This is a genomic window from Claveliimonas bilis (genome assembly GCF_020892095.1).
GTDB classification, from domain to species: Bacteria; Bacillota; Clostridia; order Lachnospirales; family Lachnospiraceae; genus Claveliimonas; species Claveliimonas bilis.
Map to the genome: position 1 here is coordinate 516,470 of NZ_AP024845.1, position 17,371 is coordinate 533,840.

The window sequence follows — 17,371 nt, forward strand, 5'->3', positions numbered from 1 at the left end:
CATTTCCCCAAAAAAGTTGTCTTTTTCCAGAAAAACTATCCATCTAAAATAATTAGTGGGAAATTTGCCAGAACCAGTCTTCCAGCGCATTTAAATTTTGATCGGAGTGTTCGATCTCCCGGGCATACTGATAAGCCATACGAATGACCTCCTCTTTTGGCAGCCTACCTTTTTCTTTATACTCTGCCATCAGACACTCCTCGATCCACGCTGCCGAAAAGGCTGCCAGAAGTACCTTGGAATATACTGCATCGTCGTAGACAGCTCCGCAGAAATAGGTATAAATGAAAAAAATCACAATTTTTTCCATCATCCTGTCCCATTCACGGCTTCCGAAGTCTTCCTGCTCTCTTGCCTTGCCAAAGCTTCCATAACATGCATCGTAGCTCTCTTTTCCTTCCCGGTATAAGCTCTTTTGTACATCCTGCAGCCTTTTCTCCCAGGAAATTTCCAGATGTTCCAGTTCCATAAGGATCTGCCAGCCTTTTTGCATATTCTCAAACCGCTTCGCTTTCCTTTTTTCCATGCTATTTTTCCCTCTGTTACAGTCAAAGGCAAACCCTTCCGTCCATTCTTCCAGAGCGGCAAAATCCCCCTCCTCCAGGAGTTTCTGCAGTCTTTCGGCAAAAAACAGACATTCTTCCATACGCACAGAGAAGGAGACCTCTTCTTTTTCCATCACGGAAAACAGAATTTCTCTTGCCTCTAAAAGTCTCGTATAAAGGAGAAAATCAAAGTCCTCCTCAAACTCATCCTCCTTCTCGTCCTCCCACTGGACAAAGGAACTTTTCCCTTTTTCAGTCAGCATGATCCGCGCCGCCTCCGGACAAGACAAAGAGAGGGAGTATTCTCTTACTCCCTCAAATTCCTCCACATGTCTCGGATACTCTCTGCACGTGCTGCACAGTGCTTCTTCTCCTGCTTCTGCCTGGAGATCACACAAAAATTGTTCATTTAAAAAGGCACATTTCCTGTCATACTGCAAAAAAGCTCCTTCTTCCCAGTCAATAGAGTTGATAAGCCGCCCTCTAAGTTTTCCGTCCCAATTCCAGTATCTCTTAAGGGACTTTTCGTCAATCATAATCTGCCAGCCCTCACAGCAGGAAGCAGGGCACTGATCTGCAAGACAGTGAAAACTGTCATAGTAAGATGGTTTCATATACCTCATGATAACATTTCTCTCCTACAGGAAAATATATTTTAAAATAAACAGAACCGAAAGAACGTACATCAATATGCTAAGTTTCTTTTCCTTCACTTTTCCGGAAAGGAGATTCAGCGCCACATAAGAGATAACTCCCATGGAAATCCCTTCTGATATACTGTAGAAAAACGGCATTGCTCCAATACAGATATAGCAGGGAATTGCTTCGCTTAGATCATTGAAATCAATATTGACTACATTAGTCAGCATATAAAATCCTACCACTACAAGAGCCGGAGCTGTAGCAAACGATGGAATGGCAAGAAAGATCGGCGAAAGGAATAAGGCAAGCCCAAACAAAATAGCTGTTGTAAAGGCGGTAAGCCCTGTTCTTCCTCCTTCTGTTACACCGGAAGCGCTCTCTACAAAGGTTGTTGTTGTAGAAGTACCAAGAACAGCTCCTGCTGTCGTTGCCACCGCATCTGCCAGCAGCGCTCCTTTAATGCGGGGCAGCCTTCCGTTTTCATCCAGCATATTTGCCTTGGAAGATACACCGATCAAAGTTCCAATAGTATCAAACATATCTACAAACAGGAATGCAAAAATAACAACAAGGAAATTCAGAGAAAAAACACCCTCAAATTCCATCTTTGCAAAAATCGGAGACAGACTCGGCACGGAAAGTCCGCTGCTGAAATCCGGGAGAAGTCCGTAAAATCCTGCTTCCGGATTTGGAACATAAATTCCTGTCATCTGACAGATGATTCCCAAAATCCAGGTAATAAGTATTCCCCAGAGAATATTTCCTTTGATATTTCTGATCACGAGTATACCTGTAATAATGATGCCCACAATGGCAAGGATCACTGTAATCCCCACATCATGAAACGTCGCCTCCGCCCCGTTGGCTGCATTGTATCCGTCCAGGGAATACAGTTCCAGCAGCGTAGAGCCGCCTACTACAATATTAGCATTCTGCAGGCCGATAAAGGCAATAAAAAGTCCGATTCCCACGCTGACAGCTGCTTTTAAATTCTGCGGAATCGCATTAAAAATCGCCTCCCGCACACTGGTCAGGGACAGAATGATAAAAATAATTCCCTCTACAAAAACGGCTGTCAGAGCAACCTGCCACGTATACCCCATTCCCAGAACAACCGTATAGGCAAAATAAGCATTCAGCCCCATTCCCGGTGCAAGCGCAAAGGGGTAATTGGCAAAGACTGCCATCAAAAGGGTTCCGATCAACGCCGCCAACGCTGTGGCTGTAAATACTGCCCCCTGATCCATTCCGGCTGCCGCCAGAATACTGGGATTTACGGCAAGAATATATGCCATTGTCATAAATGTCGTAATACCGGCAAGAATTTCTGTTTTTACATCTGTTCCATTTTCCTGAAGCTTAAATAACTTCTCTAACATATTTCTCCTCCTTCTCTTTCTTCCTTTAGTATCACACAAATCACAAAGTAAACTGTTGTCTGCTTCAGAGATTTGACCTCTTTAGTGTAACAAAAAGGGTCCGTAAAGTAAACGGACCCATCTGTTAAAAATAATAATCAATATTTATTACCGGATCTCCCGGATCTTTTTCCTGAGCGGAAGAACCTTACCCGGAGACACCGAAAGCTCATCCACTCCCATCTGAATAAAGGTTTCCGTCATAGAAGTGTCTGCTGCAAGATCTCCGCATATACTGATGTGCTTTCCTTCAAGATGTACATTATTAGTGACGATACGTATCATCTTGATCAGAGCCGGATGGTACGGATTATAATATCCAGCCAGACGCCGGTTTGTCCTGTCCATGGCCAGAGTATGCTGAGTCAGATCGTTTGTACCTATGCTGAAAAAATCCACCTCTCTTGCCAGTTCACCGCTGATCATGACGGCTGCCGGTGTTTCAATCATAACACCTACTTTAATATTTTGGTCGTAAGCGGTTTTTTCTTCCTTTAATTCATCCTTTGCCTTTTGCAACACTTTCTTGGCAGCTATCACTTCCTCAAGAGATGTGATCATCGGAAACATAATGCCAAGATTGCCAAAAGCTGACGCACGAAGAATAGCACGAAGCTGAGTTTTAAACATTTCTTCCTTATCGAGAGAAATTCTTATGCCTCTGTATCCCATCATCGGATTGCCCTCTCCGGAAAGATCCAGACTTTCTGCCTGTTTGTCCCCTCCCAGATCAGCTGTCCGTATAATGACTTTTTTCATTCCCATAGCTTCTGCTGCCAGCTTATATGTCTGAAACTGCTGTTCCTCTGTAGGCATACGTCCTCCTGACTCCATGTAAAGAAATTCACTTCGGAACAGCCCGATCCCATTGGCATCATTTCTCAATACTTTTTCGATATCCTCACGGTTTCCGATATTGGCACATACGTCTATTTTCTGACCGCTCTGTGTAATATTTTCCTTCCCCTTCAGCCGTTCCAGCGTTTCTACTTTCTGAAGATTCTGCTTTTTCTTTTCTTTCATCTTCTCCATTGTTGTCTGATCCGGCTCGATATACAGCTTTCCGTCAAACCCGTCAATAATGACCATCTTTCCTTCATAGTCCTTTTTCAGGGCTTCTCCGATTCCGATCACAGATGGAATCCCCTTTGTCCTGGCAAGCACTGCCGTATGAGAATTAATAGAACCATACATGGTAACAAATCCCAGAACCTTCGATTTATCCAGCCTCACAGCCTCACTGGGATAGAGGTCTCTGGCCGCCATGATAAATGGTTCATCCATAAACATTCTGTCTTTTCGGCTTCTTGACAGAATCCTTAACACTCTGGCGGCAACATCATGAATATCCGCTTCATGACCGCGAACATAACTTTCTGCTCTGGAAGAAAAGACCTTAAGAAAATTTTCTATGGAAACTTTAACCGCATACTCCGCATTCAGTTTCTGTTCTGTAATCGTGCGGATCACAGGATTGATAAACTCCTCGTCCTCCAGGACCATCTGCTGCATTTCAAATATCATCGCATTGGCCTCACCCAACTCGCCCGCTGACTCATCGTAAAGCTCCTGCAGCTCTGACGCTGCTCTTTTTCGCGCTTTCTGGAACCGGACCAGCTCTTTTTCCGCATCCTCTACATAAATTTTACGGATCTCTCTTTCACCCCTGTTAAAAAATACAAGACGCCCTATGACAATTCCTTCAGACACTCTTTTTCCTGTTAAAGTAATCATTCTTTTCTCCTGCTTTTCTAAACTTGTATATTACATTACTTTTACTTTACACGCTGGTGCCCTTCCAGTCAAGTCCTCAAAAATTGATGAGTCAAGCCATTGATCAAGATATTAAACTCCTGGTGATTCCTCAAAAAGCGGAGTGGACAGATATCTCTCTCCCGTGTCAGGAAGCACCGCCACAATAGTCTTTCCCTGATTTTCCTGCCGTTTTGCAAGAACCATGGCAGCGTGAAGGGCTGCACCGGAGCTGATGCCTGTCAAAATCCCCTGTGAAAACGCCAGTTTTCTGGACGCTGCATAGGCATCCGGCGTTTCTACTTTCACAATTTCATCATAGATTTCTGTATCCAGTATATCCGGAACAAATCCCGCTCCGATTCCCTGCAGACCGTGAGGTCCCGGCACACCGCCGGAAAGTACCGGAGAATCTGACGGTTCTACCGCCACAATACGGATATCCGGATTTTTCCCTTTCAGATAAGCTCCCGTCCCGGTGATAGTTCCTCCGGTTCCGACGCCTGCCACCAGGATATCAATTTTTCCATCTGTATCCTCCCAGATTTCCGGTCCCGTCGTTTCCATGTGTGCCTTGGGATTGGCCGGATTTACAAACTGTCCAAGTACAATTGTGCCTTCCATAGTGCTGGCAAGCTCATCTGCTTTTTCAATGGCTCCTCTCATTCCCTTTGCGCCTTCTGTCAACACGATCCTGGCTCCGTATCCCGCAAGAAGCTTCCGTCTCTCCACACTCATTGTCTCCGGCATAGTAAAGATTGCTTTATACCCTCTTGAGGCAGCCGCAGCAGCCAGCCCGATGCCGGTATTCCCGCTGGTCGGCTCTATAATGGTATCTCCCGGTTTGATCAATCCCCTTTTTTCCGCATCCAGCAGCATGGAAAGAGCTGCCCTGTCCTTAATACTCCCTGCCGGGTTAAACAACTCCAGTTTTACCAGAATCCTGGCTTTTAAATCTTCCTCTTTCTCTATCCTCTGTATTTCCATAAGAGGTGTTTTTCCGATCATTTCTTCCATACTTGTATATATTTTTCCCATAACTTTGTCTGCGCCGCCTAAATCCGGAGCTCTCCTTTCTTCATTGTTCATATTATCTATTCTTATTTGCTTAATACACGAAGCGCCTGTCCCAAGTCATCCAAAATGTCATCAATATGCTCTGTTCCAATGGAGACACGGACAGTATTTCTTTTAATTCCTGAATTTTTCAGCTCTTCTTCCGTCATCTGTGAATGAGTGGTGCTTGCCGGATGGATCACTAAAGATTTCACATCCGCCACATTGGCAAGAAGGGAAAAGATCTCCAGACTGTCGATAAACTGCCGGGTTTCCTCCTCGCTTCCCTTTACTTCAAAGGTAAAAATAGACGCTCCCCCTTTTGGAAAATCTCTTTTATAAAGTTCATGATAGGGATTATCCGGAAGAGAAGGATGATTGACTCTTTCAATCTGCGGATGGCTGCTTAAATACTCTACCACCTTACGGGTGTTTTCCACATGCCTTTCCACTCTAAGAGACAATGTTTCCAGTCCCTGCAAAAATAAAAATGCATGAAGAGGGGCTACCGTTGCTCCGGTATCTCTTAAAAGAACCGCCCGGATCCTTGTAACAAAAGGCGCATTTTTTGCAGCGTCTGCAAATATAACTCCGTGATAGCTTGGATCCGGCTGGGTCAGTGCAGGATACTTTCCGGACGCTTTCCAGTCAAATCTGCCTCCTTCTATGATCACTCCGCCAATTGCTGTCCCATGTCCTCCAATAAACTTTGTCGCAGAATGTATCACGATATCTGCTCCATGTTCAAAAGGGCGATAGAGATAGGGGGTGGCAAAGGTACTGTCCACCACAAGCACGATCCCGTGTCTGTGAGCGATCTTGGCAATCTTTTCCATATCCACCAGATTCGCATTGGGATTTCCAATTGTTTCCACAAAAAGCGCCTTCGTATTTTCCCGGATGGCTGCCTCCCAGGATCCTTCTTCATCGGGATCTACAAAAGTTGCCGTCACTCCCTGGGAAGGAAGTGTATGTTCCAGAAGATTGTAGGTTCCTCCATATATGTATTTGCTGGCTACAATGTGATCCCCTGCTCTGGTCAGATTCTGAAAGGTGTAGGTAACTGCGGCCGCGCCTGACGCCGTCGCCAGGGCTGCTGTTCCCCCCTCCAGAGCTGCCATTCTCTGTTCAAACACGTCCTGTGTCGAGTTCGTCAGTCTTCCATAAATGTTTCCAGGTTCTTTCAGAGCAAACCGATCCTCCGCATGCTGACAGCTGCGAAACACATAGGAAGTTGTCTGATAAATAGGTACTGCTCTCGCGTCACTGGCGGGATCCGGCTGTTCCTGTCCTGCATGAAGCTGCAATGTTTCAAAACGATAGTCTTTTCTCATGTTGTATTCTCCTTTTGTCTGTGTCTGATACAAATTTTAGGGCCACTTTATTTATAACATAATATATCAATTTAGTAGGATTTATGCGTAAATAAAAATTTCAAATATAATACATCATTCCGTCCTGCCGGGACTTCTCATATTCTTTTGCCAGATCATCCAGCGTTTTTTCTTCCAGAAAACTGTTGACCTGCCGGTCGATCTCATCCCAGACAAGACGCCGTATCGCTCTTTGCAGAGGGTCTGCCGGATTCCCGGAATCTTCCGCAATAGAAAAAGGGCCTTCCAAAGCTTCCAAAACTTCTTTTACTGTAATTTGTCGGGCATCTTTCGCCAACCGATATCCTCCGCCTGATCCTTTGATGCTTCTTACGATTCCTGCCCTTCTTAGCTGGCCAAATACCTGCTCCAGATAATTGAGGGAAATATTCTGTCTCCCGGCAATATCCGCCAGAGGAACAGGCGCATCTATCGTACTGACAGTCAGGTCTACAAGAGCGCGAAGACCGTATCTTCCCTTTGTTGAAACTTTCATATTTCTTTTGCTCCTTATATCTTTCGCCTTTTATTCCTACTAAACTTATATATATTATATGTTTTAAGTTATACTATGCTTTTTCCTGACTGTCAATATCTTTTTTCATCTTTTCCATTTCTTTCATAATATCTGAAATACGCACTTTTGCAGTCACGTCCAGGATGCAGTCCCATATCTGCTGCCATGTCCCCCTTGTAGGACAGACATCACAATCTATCTGGCAGTCTGCCGGGCGGGTCAGACATTCGACCGGTGCCAGAGATCCTTCCACAGCATTCAGCACGTCTTTTACATAAATTTGATCCGGGGAGCACTTAAGGGCATATCCCCCATGTGCTCCCCGTGTGCTTTCCACAATTCCTGCAGCCTTCAGAGACTTTACAATCCGTTCCAGGTACTTTTCCGACAGTGCTCTCCTCTGCGCAACATTTCCCAGACTCTCCAGCTTTCCATTGCCGGTATGCACTGCCAGATCCGCCACGATCTCCAGTGCATAAATTCCTTTTGTAGATATCTTCATAGACTATTCTTTCCCATTAAAGCAATAGGTACAGAGTTTGCAGGGTTCTATTCCAATAGAAGCAATCAGATCATCCAGCCTGTGATAGCGAAGTGTTGTAAAATTCTGCTGCTTCCGTATTGCCTCAATCATTTTTGCATAGCGGCAGCTGTCCGGATCTGTATACTCTTCCAACACCTGTTCGGAACAGTCCTCTCCCTCCATATCCCGGATCATCCTTCTTGTGATCAGTTCCATATCTGATTTGGAACGGGAGAAATTCAGATATTTACACCCGTACACAAGCGGCGGACATGCAGGGCGGACATGCACTTCCTTTGCCCCACTCTTATAAAGAAATTCTGTAGTTTCTCTTAATTGGGTACCGCGTACAATGGAATCGTCGATCAAAAGCAGTTTCTTATCCACGATCAGCTCCTTTACCGGAATCAGTTTCATGCGGGCGATCAGATTTCTCTGGCTCTGATTCTGGGGCATGAAAGATCTCGGCCATGTGGGGGTATATTTAATAAAAGGCCTTGCATAAGGGATTCCCGATTCGTTGGAATATCCAACTGCATGAGCAATGCCGGAATCCGGCACTCCCGCAACAATATCCGGATGCACACTGTCTCCGTCGCGTTTTGCCAACATGCTTCCGCACTTGTAACGCATCGCTTCCACATTGACTCCCTCATAGGAAGAAGTCGGATAGCCGTAGTATACCCACAAGAAAGAACAAATCCTCATTTTTTCTCCGGGCTGCGCCACTGTCTCCACATGCTCCGGCGTAATATAAACAATTTCCGCCGGTCCCAGTTCCTTGTAATCTGTATATCCAAGGTTAATATAAGCAAAGCTTTCAAAGGACACACAGTATCCATCTTCTTTCTTTCCTACCACAACAGGCGTTCTTCCATATTTGTCTCTTGCCGCATACAGGCCGTCTTTTGTCATCAGCATAAGCGTAAGGGACCCGTCTATCATATCCTGTGCGTACCGTATTCCTTCCACAAAGGAAGCCTTCCTGCAGATCAGAGAGGCCACCAGTTCTGTAGCGTTGATCTGCCCTCCGCTCATTTCCTGAAAATGAGAATGTCCGTCCTCATAAGCCTTTCTCAAAAGCTCGTCCAGATTGTTGATCTTTCCTACCGTAGTGATGGCAAAACTTCCAAGATGGGACTGGATCAGAAGCGGCTGCGGCTCATAATCTGAAATACAGCCTATTCCCAGATTTCCTTCCATCTCTTCCACATCCCGCTCAAACTTTGTACGAAATGGAGAATTTTCAATATTATGTATCGCTCTGCAAAAGCCCCCCTCTCCGTGAGCCGCCATTCCTCCGCGTCTTGTTCCCAAATGTGAATGGTAATCCACTCCGTAAAACAATTCCAATATACAATCTTTCTTTGATGCAACACCAAAAAAACCGCCCATGTGATTTTCTGCCTCCTTATTATAAAAATCAGTTCTCCTGTAAATACGTGTCTATTATAAAGGATAATTTTCGTATAGACAAGGTAAAATCTTTGGAAACTCCGGCCTGTCTCCATTGACTTTTCCTCTGATATATGTTAGTGTTAGAGAGTACAATTTCCAGACAATTCTGTAGATTGCACATATTCCAATTTATTTTTTTATTATTTTATGGAGGTAGTACAATGAACAAAGGTACTGTGAAATGGTTTAACAACCAGAAGGGCTATGGATTTATCTCCGATGAATCAGGAAATGACGTATTCGTTCATTATTCCGGACTTGTCATGGATGGTTTTAAATCATTGGAAGAAGGCCAGGCGGTAGAATTTGAGGTGACCGAAGGCGCAAAAGGACCACAGGCTGTCAATGTAGTAAAGCTTTAGTGGTTAAAAATTAATCGAGAGTAAGATGTACCTTTTATTTATTATAAATAGCAATTCCGATTTAGATATTTAAAAGCAATACATGCGAATGCGATTAAAAAGGCACCGGGACAGCATACTGTCCCGGTATTTTTATATTTCTATTCTTCCTCTTCCTCTATCAGTCTTAACCCTGCTGTGCTCGTTACAGGCAGCGAGAAAACAAGTGATTTAGCTTTTGTCTCCATTCCTGCCTCTTTCATAATCGCCCTCATAATTTCATTTTTTTGTTCTGTCTTTGTAACAATCAGAACAAGCTCCTTCTCCGATACCAGAGAAACTCCCAGAAACTTTTCTGCCCGCTTCATACCTACGCCTTTGGCATGAAGCACAGTGCCTCCTGCCGCCCCCGCTTTTCTCGCCGCATCCATTACCATCTCGTTATATCCCTGATTTGCAATCACAACAAGCAATTCATGTGTGGTCTCTTTCAATATTGTCTCCTCACCTTTCTCAAAATCCTGATTCTCTGTTAAAAACATCAGTTCTCGTTTTCCGCCAATACTGCTTACCGGAACAATAAATGCAATCCCTACTCCCGGCACATCAATCTGAAGTTCTCTTTGCAGACCTCTTTTCAGCATTTTCCATACACTGTCCGTCACTATACTTAAAATCACGGTTTTTTCTGCCACTTCCAGTCCCAGATAATCCAGCACCTCATCATTGGCCGTACCTTTTCCTAAGGTAACAATACTGACCTCTGCCTTATTTTCTTTATAAAATTCCAGAAATTCCGGTGCCCGCTTTCGATCTGTAATCGTTACCATCATAAATACTTCACTCATACACATATCTCCCTTTGCCATTTTTCATCTATAATTCGATGATTGCATCATCCGGAAGGGCATCCAGACCAAGCGCAGGCTCCATCTCTGACAATCCTTCCGTACTCTTTCCCTGCAGCTTATAGATCAACCCCATTACCTGTATAGTAATCAATGGTGTCATAGCCACCATAGCAACTACACCAAATGCATCTGTTACCACATCCCCGCCTACAGATGTACATGCCCCGATAGCAAAGGGCAGCAAAAACGTCGCTGTCATAGGGCCTGATGCCACACCACCCGAGTCAAAAGCAATAGCTGTAAAAATTTTCGGGACAAAGAAAGATAACAAAATCGCCGCCGCATAACCGGGTACAAGGAGATAGAAGATAGAGATTCCCGTGAGAACTCTCAGCATGGCAAGCCCTACAGAAACCGCAACACTAATAGAAAGCCCTGTCTTCATCGCATTTCCCGATATTGCCCCGTCCGTCAGCTCCTCTACCTGTTTCGTCAGTACATAGACGGCCGGCTCAGCAATAACAATGAAATATCCGATCAACATACCGATGGGGATAATGATCCAGCGATATGGAAGCTGCGCTATAAGCTGTCCCAAATAATTTCCGGCCGGCATAAATCCTACATTTACTCCTGTAAGAAATAGTACAAGGCCAATATAAGTATAAAAAAGACCTACAAGAATTTTAATGAGCGATCTTTTTTTGAGTCGCAGAGAAAAAATTTGAAAAAGCCCAAAAAATACTACTATAGGAAGTAAGGAAACTGCAATTTCCTGAAAATACTCCGGCAAAGCATGGAGAAATAACTGACCCAATTCCACAGAATCCCCTACCTCCGTAATTCTGCTGGCTGTGTAATATCCTCCGTCAGACTGGTAAATCATACCTAAAAGAAGAACCGCAAGAATAGGGCCGATAGAACAAAGAGCCACCAACCCAAAGCTGTCGTCTGCCGCATGCTTATCGCTTCGTATAGAAGAAATACCGATACCAAGGGCCATAATAAACGGGACTGTCATTGGTCCCGTGGTTACACCTCCGGAATCAAAAGCCACTGCAAGAAATTCCTTTGGAGTAAAAAGTGCAAGCCCGAAAACTACCGCATAGAATACCACCAGAAGAGGCGGCAGCGGAACAGAAAACAAAATACGCAGCAGAGCTACCACAAGAAAAATCCCCACTCCAACTGCTACTGCTATGACAATGACCATGTTCGGCACCGATGGTACCTGCTCTGCCAAAACCTGAAGATCCGGTTCGGATATCGTAATAATAAAGCCCAGAACAAATCCCAGAACCACCATGATCCAAAGCTTTTTTGATCTGGTCATACTGCTGCCGACCCGCTCCCCCATGGGGGTCATCGCCATCTCTGCCCCCAGTGTAAAGAACATCATTCCGATGACCAGCATCACTGCCCCTATTATGTACTCCAGCATAATACTGGGTGACATAGGCGCGATTGAAAAGCACAGTAACAGCACGATAACCATAATTGGCACAACTGCACTTACTGCTTCTTTACATTTCTCTTTCAAATTTTGTTTCAATTCTATCCTGTGAAACTTTGCTTCTGTGTGTGATAGATTGCTTTTGCTCAAAAAACTGCCCCTTTCTACTTTATTGCTGCATCTGCGTTACTTCCCACGCAATGCTGTCAATCATTTTTCGTTGTATCCGGAGAAATTCGCAGGCATCCTCAAAGCCAAGTCTTTCCAGAATCCTTCTGGCCGCCTCGACTGCTTCCTTATGTTGTATCACACTCAAAGAATCTCCCTTCTCTGTAAGAATGACGATCTTCTGTCTCATATCCTGTCCGTCCACCTGGCGTACAATAAGTCCTTTCTCCTCCATATGGTTCAGCATCCTGGCAATTCTTGCTGTACTGACATCCAGCGCTTTACTTAACTCCTTAGGATAGGCGCGTTTTCCATGCTCAGACAGATATCCCAGTACAAACATTTCCCCATGTATTGCTTTAATCAGCTGCTGATTTTCCGGAATATGACACAATACCATTTCTGTATCAATAAATTCCTCTGCCAATTTGTCAAAACACATACAAAATCACCTTTCATTTTACTAACCATGTTAGTAATTATATCGGATTTTACACTTGCCGTCAAACCGCTCACCTCATTCTTCGCACAATCTTAACATCAGGCCTCCCTTTTATCACTCTCCGGTCCCCTCAAAGTATCCTTCACAGATAAAATGAGACTGTGCATATACACAGTCTCATTTACTGATTATTTTTCGATTCTTTTACTAAACATTTGCCCGGTAAGCCTCATCGGCAGTATATACATCAAATCCGCTGCCTTTCAAAATATCTATCACTCTTCCCGGATCATCGCTTTTTAAAACTGCAGCCGCATCACTTCCATTTGCGAAGGCATACATATACTCAATATTGACTTCGCCATCGACCAGCTGATGCATTGCCCTGCTCAAAGAGCCTGTTGCATGCGGTACTCTAAGAGCAACCACATCTGTAAGCATTGCTGTAATGCCTGCTTCTTTCAGAACTGCTCTTCCTTTATGAGGTTCTGATACGATCATACGGAGCATACCATATTCAGAAGTGTCTGCAAGACTTAAGGCCACAATATTGACACCGCCTTTTGCCAGTGTGTCAAGCACTTCGTCCAGACGCCCTTCTCTGTTTTCCAGAAATACTGATAACTGTTGTACTGTATTACTAATACCCATGATATTCCCCTCCTTCTTACATCTGCCTGTTGTCAATCACACGTTTGGCTTTGCCTTCGCTTCTCTGGATCGTCTTAGGTTCAACTAGTTTCACCCGTACAGACACTCCCAGCGCCTGCTTCAAAACTGCGCCGACTTTATTTTTCAGTTCATCCAGCTTCCGGATCTCATCGGAGAAGTACCGTTCATCTACCTCTACCATGACAGTCAGAACATCCATATTATTTTCCCGGTCAACGATCATCAGATAGTGAGGAGCTACTCCGCCGCCCATAGACAGAAGTGCCGTTTCAACCTGAGTCGGGAATACGTTGACACCGCGGATAACTTTCATATCATCAGTACGTCCTGTAAACTTGCTGATCCTCGGCAGTGTTCTGCCGCATTTGCAGGTACTGTGATCAATACTTGTAAGATCTTTCGTGCGGTACCGAAGCAGAGGCATTCCTTCTTTGGAAAGTGTTGTAAATACAAGTTCCCCTGTCTCTCCATCTGCACATGGTTCTTGAGTTGACGGATTGAGTATTTCCGGATAGAAATGATCCTCATATACATGAAGACCTTCATGGTGGATGCAATCCAGCGCAACACCCGGTCCGGTAATCTCACACAGGCCATAAATATCAAAGCAGTTGATATGGAGAATATCCTCTATCTTTTTTCTCATCTCTTCTGTCCATGGCTCAGCGCCGTGAATACCAGCTTTCAACTGCATATGATCTACAAGGCCTGCCTCCTGAATAGACTCTGCAAGATAAACAGCATAGGACGGCGTGCAGGCAAATGCTGTAGCGCCGAAATCTTCCATACACATCATCTGACGCTGTGTGTTTCCTGCCGACATTGGAATTGCCATTGCTCCCAAAGCCTGTGCACCCAGGTCCAGTCCCATTCCTCCTGTGAAAAGTCCATAGCCGTAGCAAACATGGATACGGTCTTCTGCTGTAAGACCCGCCATAGTCAGCGCTCTTGCTACACATTCTCCCCACACCTCGACATCTTTCTGGGTATAGGAAGCAAGGGTCAGCTTACCTGTTGTTCCGGAAGTTCCCTGAACACGGGCAATCTGCTTTTGCGGAACTGCAAGAAGTCCAAATGGATAGTTGTCTCGCAGATCTTCCTTTGTTGTGAAGGGAAGTTTTCCAATATCTTCAATTCCCTTGATATCCCCTGGCTCTATACCGAGGTCATCCATTTTCTTTCGGTAAAATTCCACATTATTGTATACTCTGTGCACCAGATCTACCAGTTTTTTACTCTGCAGGGCTGACATTTCATCCCTGCTCATACACTCAATTTTCGGATCTCTGATCCTTTCCTGCCAATTTTCTAATGATACTCCTGCCATATTTATTTTACTCCTATTCTTAATTTCTTCTGGTATAAAACCAGTTCTAAAGATCGGATTCATCTACTGTCTTCACATTTGCACTCTTAAGAATGGAAGCTGCTTTTTGATAATCGTCTGTATTAAATACCAGAACCGGAGCGCGTCCTTCGCGGATTACAAATGAGTAGATGTAACTTACATTGATGTGATTCTCTGCAAGTATTGCCAACATCTGATTGAGATTGCCTTTTTTATCTTCCAGCTCTACGCCGATCACGTCGCTGACTCTTACAACAAATCCCCGTTCAGTAAGATAACCCTTCGCCTCTGCTGGCTTATCGACTATGAGACGAAGGATACCAAACTCCGGAGTATCAAAAGACGCGACCGCCCGGATATTTACATGAGCTTCTGTAAGCCTGGATGTAACTTCCATAAGGCTACCCGGCTTATTCTCCACGAATACTGATAGTTGCTTTAGCATGTGACACCTCCTTCTTGGTTCCTTTAATTCTATATCATCTTGAAACAAGGTGATATCCCACATCGAATGCGGCTTTGTTGATCTCAATGGTCTTTGGTGGTACAGTACTTTCAATTACCTTGTACCAGTCTTCCTTTGAGAAATCCATATGCTGTGCCGCCACACCCAGTACGATCATATTAAACACTTTCGGATTGCCCAGTTTTTTAGATTCTTCTGTAGCATTCACCGCATAAACCTTATGGTCTTTTTTCAGCTCTTCCAGAATACCTTCCGGATATTTGGCTGCTCCGATCACCACCGGCATGGGATCGATCCTCCAGTCATTGATAACAAGTGCTCCGTCCTTTTTCAGGAAATGAGCATACCGCATTGCCTCTAATCTTTCAAAAGCGATAATGACATCCGCCTGGCCTTCTTCTACAATAGGCTCTGCCACTTTTTCTCCATAGCGCACAAAGGTCACAACACTTCCGCCTCTTTGGGCCATTCCATGTACCTCTGACAGCTTTACGTCATATCCCCCTGCAATGGCAAGTCCTCCCAGAACTCTGCTGGTAAGAAGAGTTCCCTGGCCTCCGACGCCTACGATCATAATATTTTTTACTGCCATTATCTGTCACCTTCCTTTACTAATTCAATCGCACCAAACTTGCACAGAGAATCGCACAGTCCGCATCCGGTGCACATCGTATCGTCAATATGGATGGTTCCATCTTCATTCTTTGTCATAGCCGGACATCCCGGTTTCATACACATTCCGCACTTCTTACATTTATCCGGATGTGCAATATACAGAGGTTTCTTCTCCTTTGAAAGGAGAACGCACGGTGTCTTTGTGATAATAACGGAAACTTCATCCCGTGCTACCTCTTCCTTAATTGCCTTTTCCAGTGTTTCAATATCAAACGCATTGATCTCCTGGACATGTTTTACGCCGAGGGCGCGGCAAAGTCCCGGAATATCGATAGCATAAGTAGGATCTCCCTGAAGCGTTTTCCCTGTTGCGGCATGATCCTGATGCCCCGTCATTCCCGTTGTGGAATTATCCAGGATAATGACGATTCCTGTAGCCTTGTTGTACATCATATTCATCAGGGAATTAACTCCTGTATGTAAAAATGTGGAATCGCCGATCACTGCCACCCAGTTCTTAATGTATTCTTTCCCCTTTGCCTTCTCCATACCATGAAGGGTGGAAATGCTGGCTCCCATACAGACAGTGGTATCCACAACACTAAGGGGCGCCACTGCTCCCAGCGTATAGCATCCGATATCTCCCGCCGCATGGATTTTCAACTTATTCAGCACATAGTATACACTTCTGTGAGGACATCCCGGACAGAGGATCGGCGGACGTCCCGGCACTGCTGCAGGAGCAGAAAGCTCCAGATTTTCATGCAGAATTGCCTCCCGGATCATATTGGCACTGTATTCGCCCTGAACAGTGAAAATCTCTTTTCCCACTGCCTGGATTCCCCAGGATTTCACCTGTTCCTCGATAACCGGATCCAATTCTTCTACAATATATAGTTTCTCAACCTTGGAAGCAAATTCCTCGATCATCTTTCTTGGAAGCGGATTCACCATACCAAGTTTCAGAACGGACGCTTCCGGCAAAGCTTCTTTTACATACTGGTAAGGAATCCCGCTGGTAATAACGCCGATTTTGGTATCTCCCATCTCCACTCGGTTAATTGGCAATCTATTTGCTTCTTCCGCAAGTTCATTGTTTCTCTTTTCAATTTCCACATGACGTCCCTTTGCGTTGCCGGGCATCATAACATTTTTTGCAATATTCCTCTCATAGGGTTTATCCGGGATTTCTTCTCTTTCATGAAGCTCTACGATTCCCTGGGAATGTGCCAGCCTTGTTGTCGTACGGAAAACAAAAGGACGGTCAAATTTTTCACTTAAATCAAAGGCCATCTTCATAAATTCTTTTGCTTCCGAACTGTCGGACGGCTCCAGAACAGGAAGCTGCGCTGCTCTTGCCACCATACGGGTATCCTGTTCATTCTGGGAACTGTAAAGTCCCGGATCGTCTGCCACAATAATAACCAGCCCTCCGTTAACTCCCATATAAGAAACGGTATAGGCTGGATCTGCTGCTACATTAAATCCTACATGCTTCATACAGGACATAGCTCTTGTCCCGGCAACAGAAGCTCCGATCGCCACCTCGGTTGCCACCTTTTCGTTAGGTGACCATTCGCAGTACAGATCGTCTTTGTACTGTACCAGATATTCACTGATTTCTGTGCTCGGTGTTCCGGGATAAGCAGCTGACACCTTCACTCCCGCTTCGTATGCTCCCCTGGCAATCGCCTCGTTGCCGAGCATGATTACTTTCTTTGACTCTGACAT

Annotated in this window: 17 protein-coding genes; 1 reads left to right on the forward strand and 16 read right to left on the reverse strand. The window is 44.8% G+C overall.

All coding sequences use genetic code 11. The features are described 5' to 3' along the window. Nucleotides 1–52 precede the first annotated feature (52 nt). The 8 genes from fliB to EUBC25_RS02620 all read right to left on the reverse strand — a co-directional run bounded on the left by fliB (nucleotide 53) and on the right by EUBC25_RS02620 (nucleotide 9,221). The gene (gene fliB, locus EUBC25_RS02585) at nucleotides 53–1,168 is read right to left on the reverse strand and encodes a flagellin lysine-N-methylase (protein ID WP_230106695.1); all 1,116 of its coding nucleotides are present in this window, start codon (nucleotides 1,166–1,168) and stop codon (nucleotides 53–55) included. A 15-nt stretch (nucleotides 1,169–1,183) separates the two neighbouring features. Next, nucleotides 1,184–2,566, reverse strand: a complete 1,383-nt coding sequence (locus EUBC25_RS02590) for an NCS2 family permease (RefSeq protein ID WP_230106696.1) — start codon at nucleotides 2,564–2,566, stop codon at nucleotides 1,184–1,186. Nucleotides 2,567–2,713: 147 nt separating this feature from the next. Then, nucleotides 2,714–4,339, reverse strand: a complete 1,626-nt coding sequence (ptsP, locus tag EUBC25_RS02595) for a phosphoenolpyruvate--protein phosphotransferase (protein ID WP_230106697.1) — start codon at nucleotides 4,337–4,339, stop codon at nucleotides 2,714–2,716. A 111-nt stretch (nucleotides 4,340–4,450) separates the two neighbouring features. Continuing rightward, a complete protein-coding gene (gene cysK / locus EUBC25_RS02600; RefSeq protein WP_230107531.1) occupies nucleotides 4,451–5,395 on the reverse strand; it encodes a cysteine synthase A in 945 nt (314 codons plus the stop codon). 62 nt (nucleotides 5,396–5,457) lie between these two features. Continuing rightward, nucleotides 5,458–6,747, reverse strand: a complete 1,290-nt coding sequence (locus tag EUBC25_RS02605) for an O-acetylhomoserine aminocarboxypropyltransferase/cysteine synthase family protein (RefSeq protein ID WP_230106698.1) — start codon at nucleotides 6,745–6,747, stop codon at nucleotides 5,458–5,460. Between the two features lie 100 nt (nucleotides 6,748–6,847). After that, nucleotides 6,848–7,282, reverse strand: a complete 435-nt coding sequence (locus EUBC25_RS02610; RefSeq protein WP_230106699.1) for an RrF2 family transcriptional regulator — start codon at nucleotides 7,280–7,282, stop codon at nucleotides 6,848–6,850. Between the two features lie 73 nt (nucleotides 7,283–7,355). Continuing rightward, nucleotides 7,356–7,805, reverse strand: a complete 450-nt coding sequence (locus EUBC25_RS02615; protein ID WP_230106700.1) for an RrF2 family transcriptional regulator — start codon at nucleotides 7,803–7,805, stop codon at nucleotides 7,356–7,358. A 3-nt stretch (nucleotides 7,806–7,808) separates the two neighbouring features. Next, nucleotides 7,809–9,221 carry an amidophosphoribosyltransferase gene (locus tag EUBC25_RS02620; protein WP_230106701.1) on the reverse strand — a complete coding sequence of 471 codons (1,413 nt, stop codon included), beginning with the start codon at nucleotides 9,219–9,221 and terminating at the stop codon, nucleotides 7,809–7,811. 224 nt (nucleotides 9,222–9,445) lie between these two features. Between EUBC25_RS02620 and EUBC25_RS02625 the strand changes: the two genes are divergently transcribed. Then, entirely contained in the window at nucleotides 9,446–9,646 is a 201-nt protein-coding gene (locus EUBC25_RS02625) for a cold-shock protein (protein WP_230106702.1), read from the forward strand. Nucleotides 9,647–9,786: 140 nt separating this feature from the next. Here EUBC25_RS02625 and EUBC25_RS02630 read toward each other — a convergent pair whose 3' ends face one another. From EUBC25_RS02630 to iorA, 8 genes are all read right to left on the reverse strand, one after another. Further along, nucleotides 9,787–10,473 carry a P-II family nitrogen regulator gene (locus EUBC25_RS02630; protein WP_230106703.1) on the reverse strand — a complete coding sequence of 229 codons (687 nt, stop codon included), beginning with the start codon at nucleotides 10,471–10,473 and terminating at the stop codon, nucleotides 9,787–9,789. Nucleotides 10,474–10,501: 28 nt separating this feature from the next. Beyond that, on the reverse strand, nucleotides 10,502–11,971 hold the full coding sequence (locus EUBC25_RS02635; protein ID WP_256195790.1) for a DUF1538 family protein: 1,470 nt from the start codon (nucleotides 11,969–11,971) through the stop codon (nucleotides 10,502–10,504). A gap of 127 nt (nucleotides 11,972–12,098) precedes the next feature. Next, nucleotides 12,099–12,539: a MarR family winged helix-turn-helix transcriptional regulator gene (locus EUBC25_RS02640; protein WP_230106704.1), complete on the reverse strand. Its 441-nt coding sequence runs from the start codon at nucleotides 12,537–12,539 to the stop codon at nucleotides 12,099–12,101. A 207-nt stretch (nucleotides 12,540–12,746) separates the two neighbouring features. Next, a complete protein-coding gene (locus EUBC25_RS02645; protein ID WP_230106705.1) occupies nucleotides 12,747–13,190 on the reverse strand; it encodes an amino acid-binding protein in 444 nt (147 codons plus the stop codon). 16 nt (nucleotides 13,191–13,206) lie between these two features. Further along, the gene (locus tag EUBC25_RS02650; RefSeq protein WP_230106706.1) at nucleotides 13,207–14,538 is read right to left on the reverse strand and encodes a phenylacetate--CoA ligase family protein; all 1,332 of its coding nucleotides are present in this window, start codon (nucleotides 14,536–14,538) and stop codon (nucleotides 13,207–13,209) included. Nucleotides 14,539–14,584: 46 nt separating this feature from the next. After that, entirely contained in the window at nucleotides 14,585–15,004 is a 420-nt protein-coding gene (locus EUBC25_RS02655; protein ID WP_230106707.1) for an ACT domain-containing protein, read from the reverse strand. 34 nt (nucleotides 15,005–15,038) lie between these two features. Next, a complete protein-coding gene (locus EUBC25_RS02660) occupies nucleotides 15,039–15,617 on the reverse strand; it encodes an indolepyruvate oxidoreductase subunit beta (protein WP_230106708.1) in 579 nt (192 codons plus the stop codon). Next, on the reverse strand, nucleotides 15,617–17,371 hold the full coding sequence (gene iorA, locus EUBC25_RS02665) for an indolepyruvate ferredoxin oxidoreductase subunit alpha (protein ID WP_230106709.1): 1,755 nt from the start codon (nucleotides 17,369–17,371) through the stop codon (nucleotides 15,617–15,619). Before iorA ends, EUBC25_RS02660 begins: the two co-directional genes overlap by 1 nt.